General features: G+C 72.4%; 5 protein-coding genes and 3 pseudogenes. All 8 read left to right on the forward strand.

The window, feature by feature from the left end:
• Positions 1-378, forward strand: a pseudogene (locus WH07_RS40880) (hypothetical protein); the annotation flags it as partial.
• Between the two features lie 199 nt (positions 379-577).
• Positions 578-796: pseudogene (locus tag WH07_RS06310) on the forward strand (carbon monoxide dehydrogenase); the annotation flags it as partial.
• Between the two features lie 9 nt (positions 797-805).
• A complete protein-coding gene (locus tag WH07_RS06315) occupies positions 806-1600 on the forward strand; it encodes an aldose epimerase family protein (RefSeq protein WP_046496344.1) in 795 nt (264 codons plus the stop codon).
• A 212-nt stretch (positions 1601-1812) separates the two neighbouring features.
• On the forward strand, positions 1813-2352 hold the full coding sequence (pyrE, locus tag WH07_RS06320; RefSeq protein WP_046496345.1) for an orotate phosphoribosyltransferase: 540 nt from the start codon (positions 1813-1815) through the stop codon (positions 2350-2352).
• Positions 2353-2658: 306 nt separating this feature from the next.
• Entirely contained in the window at positions 2659-3690 is a 1032-nt protein-coding gene (gene fbaA / locus WH07_RS06325) for a class II fructose-bisphosphate aldolase (RefSeq protein WP_046496347.1), read from the forward strand.
• Between the two features lie 172 nt (positions 3691-3862).
• Positions 3863-5371 (forward strand): MFS transporter, encoded by a 1509-nt coding sequence (locus WH07_RS06330; protein ID WP_046496350.1) that lies wholly within the window; start codon positions 3863-3865, stop codon positions 5369-5371.
• 35 nt (positions 5372-5406) lie between these two features.
• Positions 5407-5820 (forward strand): DUF3151 domain-containing protein, encoded by a 414-nt coding sequence (locus WH07_RS06335; RefSeq protein WP_046496352.1) that lies wholly within the window; start codon positions 5407-5409, stop codon positions 5818-5820.
• Positions 5821-6283: 463 nt separating this feature from the next.
• Positions 6284-6552, forward strand: a pseudogene (locus WH07_RS40885) (expansin EXLX1 family cellulose-binding protein); the annotation flags it as partial.

The following is a 6552-nucleotide window of genomic DNA, read 5'->3' on the forward strand; positions in this document are numbered from 1 at the left end:
GAGCTGGACCGGGGGGCCGGGACGGGCGAGGCGGTCGAGCGCGCCGAGGCGGCTGAGCGGGCCGAGGTTGCTGAGCGGGCCGAGGCTTCGGATTCGGGTGAGGCGGGTGAGACGGGCGAGGAAGGCGGGATCGCCGGGGCTGTGGAGGCGTCGGGTGCATCGGCGGCTTCGGACCGGCCGCCGGCCGCGGGCGCCGTACCGGAGAGCGAGGCCGAGGCAGAGCCTGAGGAGACCGGGCCTGAGGAGACCCGGGCCGAGGGGACCCGCGCTGAGGAGAACAGGGCCGAGGACGTCGGGGCCGAGGACCACCGACGAGCCCGCCGGACCCACCGACGGCCCTGCCGGAACCACCGACGAGCCCGTCGGCCCCAGCGGTGAGCGCAACGGCGATCTCGACGCCGACGACATCGACGCCGACCGTCTCGACGCCGACGATTTCGATGAAGACGACCTGGACGACACCGAGTTGGACGATGAGCTGGACGACGACGAACTCGACGTCTCCGCCTTCGAGGTCGACCTCCCCTCGTCCCCCCTCGAAGGCGAGACCATCTCCGGCGAAGGCGACTTCCTCATCCAGGGCGAACCGCCCGCCGAAGCCGCCCACGCCCGCCGCACCATGATCGGCCGCAGCGCCGAGGAGGTCGACCACGCGCCGCCGCGCGGCCGGTACGCCCCCGTGCCCGCGCCCGACTCCGGCAGCGCGGGGGCCACCCTGCGCTGGGTCGCGCCGGCCGCCGCGCTGGCGCTCGCCTCCGCCGTGGTGGTGGGACGCGCACTGCGCCGCCGCAAGTAGTGTCGGGGTGTGAGTAGCAGCGAAGAGAGCATCCGACTGGCGGCGGGCGACGCCGAGTTGACCATCAACCCGGCGAACGGCTGCCGGATCGGCAGTCTGCGGATCGGCGGGACCGAACTGCTGCGCCAGGGCGCACGGTACGGCTGCTTCCCGATGGTGCCGTGGTGCGGGCGCATCGAGCACGGGCAGTTCCGCAACGGCGGAGTGGTCCAGCAGATGCCCCTCAACTCCCCGCCGCACGCGATCCACGGCACCGGCCGGGACACGGCCTGGCGCACGGCCCGGGCGGGCGCCGACGAGGCGGCGTTCACGTACGACCTCGTCGACCCCTGGCCGTACAGCGGGCGGGTCACCCAGACCTTCGAGCTGACCGAGGACTCCCTGTCGCTCGCGCTGGGGGTGGAGACGTACGACACGTCCTTCCCGGCGCAGGCCGGCTGGCACCCCTGGTTCCTGCGCACCCTCAACGGCAGTGAGGCGCGTATCGACTTCGCCCCGGCCTGGCAGGAGGAGCGCGGCGCCGACCATCTGCCCACCGGCCGCCGGGTCCCGCCGCGCCCCGGCCCCTGGGACGACTGCTTCGGGATGCCCGACGGCGTGGCGGTGACCCTGACCTGGCCCGGCGAACTGGAGCTGAAGGTCACGAGCCGGGCGGAGTGGGTCGTGGTGTACGACGAGCAGGCCGAGGCGGTCTGTGTGGAGCCCCAGTCGGGCCCGCCGAACGGGCTCAACACCCTGCCCCGGCTGGTCACCCCCGTGGAACCGCTGGAGATCACCGCGAACTGGACCTGGCGGCGGCTCTGAGCACGGGCGTGCGGCCGGCTCCGAGCGCGGACTCGCGGCGCGGGGCGCGGGGCGCACGGCGCGGACGTGGTGCGCGCGGCGCAGACCTGGTGCGCGCGGCGCGGACGTGGTGCGGGCGTCCGGCGCGGAGGCTGGGTGCCCGGCAGGTGGCCGAGGCCCCGGGCCGGGGACGGCATCCGGGCCGCCCGCCCGCAGCGCATAAGCTCAGGACCATGACTGACGCACGGGCTGAGCTGCTGCAACTGATCAAGGACAAGGCCGTGGTCCACGGCCGGGTGACCCTCTCCTCCGGCCGTGAGGCCGACTGGTACATCGATCTGCGCCGGATCACCCTGGACGGTCACGCCGCGCCGCTGGTCGGTCAGGTCATGCTCGACGCCACCGCCGAGCTGGACTTCGACTGCGTCGGCGGGCTGACCCTGGGCGCCGACCCGGTGGCCACCGCGATGCTGCACGCCTCCGCCGCCCGGGGCCGGCGCCTGGACGCGTTTGTCGTCCGCAAGGCACAGAAGGCGCACGGTCTTCAGCGCCGTATCGAGGGTACGGAGGTGAAGGGCCGCCGCTGTCTGGTCGTCGAGGACACCTCCACCACGGGCGGCTCGCCGCTGACGGCTGTCGAGGCGGTACGGGAAGCCGGCGGCGAGGTGGTCGCGGTGGCGGTCATCGTGGAGCGGGGGGCGGCTCCGGCCATCGCCGGGGCGGGACTTCCGTATCTCCATGTCTATGGGCTGGATGAGCTGGGTCTGGCCTGAGTCCGGAACGGCAGGACGTCCGGGACGCGCCCGGCCTCGGCGGTCTCCTCGGCTGGCCGGGGGCACGTACAGCGTCCGTACAGCAGCCCTGAGCTGGGCATTTGGTGTGGCCCTGGCTGTTTCACGTGAAACAGCCAGGGCCACTGCCGTTCTCCGGCGGCCCGGACAGGAGCCGCCAGGGTGGTGCTCCGGGTGGAGCCCGTGCGGGAGTCTGGAAGGATGGAGTCGACGATGACGTCGCCCCCAGGTCAGGGACCCCAGTCAGGGACAAGCACCTCACACCCGCACATCACAAGGAGCGGCCCGATGCCCATCGCAACCCCCGAGGTCTACGCCGAGATGCTCGACCGGGCGAAGGCAGGCAAGTTCGCCTACCCGGCCATCAATGTGACCTCGTCCCAGACCCTGCACGCTGCGCTGCGCGGCTTCGCGGAGGCCGAGAGCGACGGCATCATCCAGATGTCCACTGGTGGTGCGGAGTTCCTGGGCGGTCAGTACAACAAGGACATGGTGACCGGCGCGGTCGCCCTCGCCGAGTTCGCGCATGTGGTCGCGGCGAAGTACGACATCACGGTCGCGCTGCACACCGACCACTGCCCCAAGGACAAGCTCGACGGCTATGTCCGCCCGCTGCTCGACATCTCCGCCGAGCGGGTACGGACCGGCCGCGACCCCCTCTTCCAGTCGCATATGTGGGACGGCTCCGCGGAGACGCTGGCCGACAACCTGGCCATCGGTGAGGAGCTGCTCGCCAAGGCCGCCGCCGCCAAGATCATCCTTGAGGTCGAGATCACTCCGACCGGCGGTGAGGAGGACGGCATCAGCCACGAGATCAATGACGAGCTGTACACGACCGTCGAGGACGCGCTGCGTACGGCCGAGGCGCTCGGGCTGGGCGAGAAGGGGCGCTATCTGCTGGCCGCGTCCTTCGGCAATGTCCACGGTGTCTACAAGCCGGGCAATGTGGTGCTCCGTCCCGAGCTGCTCAAGGACCTCCAGGAGGGCGTGGCCTCGAAGTACGGCAAGGCCGCGGGCAGCCAGCCGTTCGACTTCGTCTTCCACGGCGGCTCGGGCTCCTCGGCCGAGGAGATCGCCACGGCGCTGGAGAACGGTGTTGTGAAGATGAACCTGGACACGGACACGCAGTACGCCTTTACACGTCCGGTCGCCGCGCACATGTTCACCAACTACGACGGTGTGCTGAAGGTCGACGGCGAGGTCGGTTCGAAGAAGACCTATGACCCGCGGACCTGGGGCAAGCTGGCCGAGGCGGGCATGGCGAAGCGGGTCACGGAGGCCTGCGCGGCGCTGCGGTCGACGGGTACGAAGCTCAAGTAGTGAAGCTCACGCAATGAAGCTCACGTAGTTCCGCGTGGTTCGTGTTTTCGCGCGCCGAGCCCGGTATCCCGTACGTACGGTACGCGGTGCCGGGCCCGAGTCATGTCGGCGGACCGGTCCGGTGCCGTGGGCCGGGTCGCCCGCCGGCGCGGGGGCGAGGGATGATCCCCGTATGGAAATCAGGCTGTCCTCGGCCACGGGCCGCTGGGTCATTCTGACAACGGTGCTGGGTTCGAGCATGGCCCTGCTCGACTCGACCGTCGTCAATGTCGCGCTGCCGCATATCGGCAGGTCACTCAACGCGGATCTGGCATCGCTCCAGTGGACCGTCAACGCCTATCTGGTCACGCTGGCCGGGCTGATCCTGCTGGGCGGGTCGCTCGGCGACCGGTACGGGCGGCGCAAGATCTTTGTGCTCGGGGTGGTCTGGTTCGCGCTGGGCTCGCTGCTCTGCGGAGTCGCGCCGAACGCCGAGGTGCTGATCACCGCACGGGCGTTGCAGGGCATCGGCGGGGCGCTGCTCGTACCCGGATCGCTGGCGATCATCCAGGCCAGCTTCCATCCGGACGACCGGGCGCGGGCCGTCGGGCTGTGGTCCGGGCTGGGCGGCGTGGGGGCGGCGATCGGGCCGTTCGTGGGCGGCTGGCTGGTCGACGGCCCGGGCTGGCGCTGGGTGTTCCTGCTGAATGTGCCGCTGGCCGCGATCTGTACGCCGGTGGCGCTGCGGCACGTACCGGAGACCAGGGCCCCGGGGGCACACGGACGGTTCGATGTGCTGGGCGCGGTGCTCGGGGCGGTGGCGCTGGCGCTGATCACCTACGCGCTGATCGGCGAGGCGGTCTGGGCGGGGCTGGCCGGGGTGGTGGTCGCGGTGGCCTTCGTCATGGTGGAGCGGCGCCGCCCGGAGCCGATGCTGCCGCCGTCGATCTTCCGGTCCCGGCTGTTCACCGCGGTGAATCTGGTGACGCTGTGCGTGTACGCGGCGTTCGGCGGCTTCTTCTTCCTCGCCGCGCTCCAGCTCCAGGTGGTGGTCGGGTACTCGGCGCTGGGCGCGGGGGCGGCCCTGCTGCCGACGACGATCCTGATGCTGCTGCTCTCGGCCCGGTCGGGCGAGCTGGGGGAGAAGACCGGGCCGCGGCTGCCGCTGACGATGGGGCCGCTGCTGTGCGCCGGGGGCATGCTGCTGATGCTGCGGGTGGGCGCGGGGTCGGCGTATCTGGCGGATGTGCTGCCCGCGCTGCTGGTGATGGGGCTGGGCATGGTGACGCTGGTCGCGCCGCTGACGGCGACGGTCCTGGCGTCCGTGGACACCGCGCGGGCGGGCCTGGCCAGCGGTATCAACAACGCGGCGGCCCGCGCGGCCGGCCTCATCGCGGTCGCGGCCCTCCCCCTGCTGACGGGCCTCGGCCCGGAGGCGTACCGCTCGGCCGCCCAGTTCGGCGCCAGCTTCGACCGCGCGATGCCGCTGTGCGCGGGCATCCTGGTGGTCGGCGCCCTGATCGCGGCGGTGACGATCCGCACCCCGAAAGCCAAGGGCGAACAGCCGGAATGCAAGATCCACTGCGGCCTGGCCGCCCCGCCCCTGGAACCGGAGGCGGCACGGCCGACCCCGGAGCAGGTGCCCGGGGACCGCGGACCCGGGGACCGCCCGGCAGCGGACGGAAAGCCGGATGTCCCATGAGCGGGGGGCGGGGCGGGGCAAGGCAGACTGTACGTATGGCCATCCATGGAAACCTTCTGGGGGGACCGCCCCCCACCCATCTGCCCGATGACCCGGAGCCGCGGGAGCTGCTCGCGCAGGGAACGCCGGCCGACGAGGTCGCCGCCAAGTATCCGGCGTCGTCGCTGGCTTGGGCACAGCTTGCCGACGGGGCGTTCGAGGCCGGGCGGGTCGTCGAGTCGTACGCGTACGCCAGGACCGGTTACCACCGCGGGCTCGACGCCCTGCGGCGGAGCGGGTGGAAGGGGCACGGTCCGGTGCCCTGGGAGCACGAGCCGAACCGCGGGTTCCTGCGGGCGCTGCACGCGCTCGGGCGGGCCGCGCAAGCGATCGGGGAGCAGGACGAGTACGAGCGCTGCTCGACGTTCCTGCGGGACTCCTCGCCGCTGGCGGCCGACACGCTGGGCTGAGCGAACCCGGACCCGGGCCTGGGCCCCGGCTCGGACCTGAACCCTGGCCTGGACACCGAGGTCCGGACCTGGACCCGGACCCCGGCCCGACCCGGACCTGAGTCCGTGCCTGGACACCGAGCCCCAGGCCGGACCCGAGCCCGAGGCCGGAGCTCAGCCCGGGCCTGGACCCGAATCGCGGCCTGAGGCCGAGCCCGAGCCCGCGGCCGGAGCTGAGGCGCCCGCGCCGGGCCGCACCACCGGGCAAGCAATTCGGTGCAGCACGCAACCTTTCGAAGGCCCCGCCCGTCTGCCAGGGCGCGGGCCTTCGGTCTGGACGACCCTGTACGACGACTCCGTACGACGAACGTGTACGACCTGGTCCCGCCCCCCACCACCGTTCGTATCCGGTACACCGGTCTCACCAGGGAGAAGTCCCGTCTTGGGCAAGCGAGCCACCAGCCGTCGACGCACCGGCAGCCGCATGAGCCGAGGCAGCCGCCGGCATTCGCCCGGTCCGCTCGCCCTCGGCGGGTTCGGCCTGGCCCTCGTGGTCGTCCTCGGCGGTGCCGCGTTCGCGTGGCGGTCGGGGGGCGGGGGCGAAGCCCGTACCGGAGGGGCCGCCGAGACCGCCGATGTGCGCGAGCTGCGGCCCCCGGTGAGTTCCAGCGCGCCGACGCCCCCGAAGAGTCCCAGTGCTCCGACGCCGTCGGAGCACTCCCCGTCGCCGGCCTCGTCCCCGTTCCCCAGCGG

The sequence above is a fragment of the Streptomyces odonnellii genome (assembly GCF_000981895.1).
GTDB lineage: Bacteria > Actinomycetota > Actinomycetes > Streptomycetales > Streptomycetaceae > Streptomyces > Streptomyces odonnellii.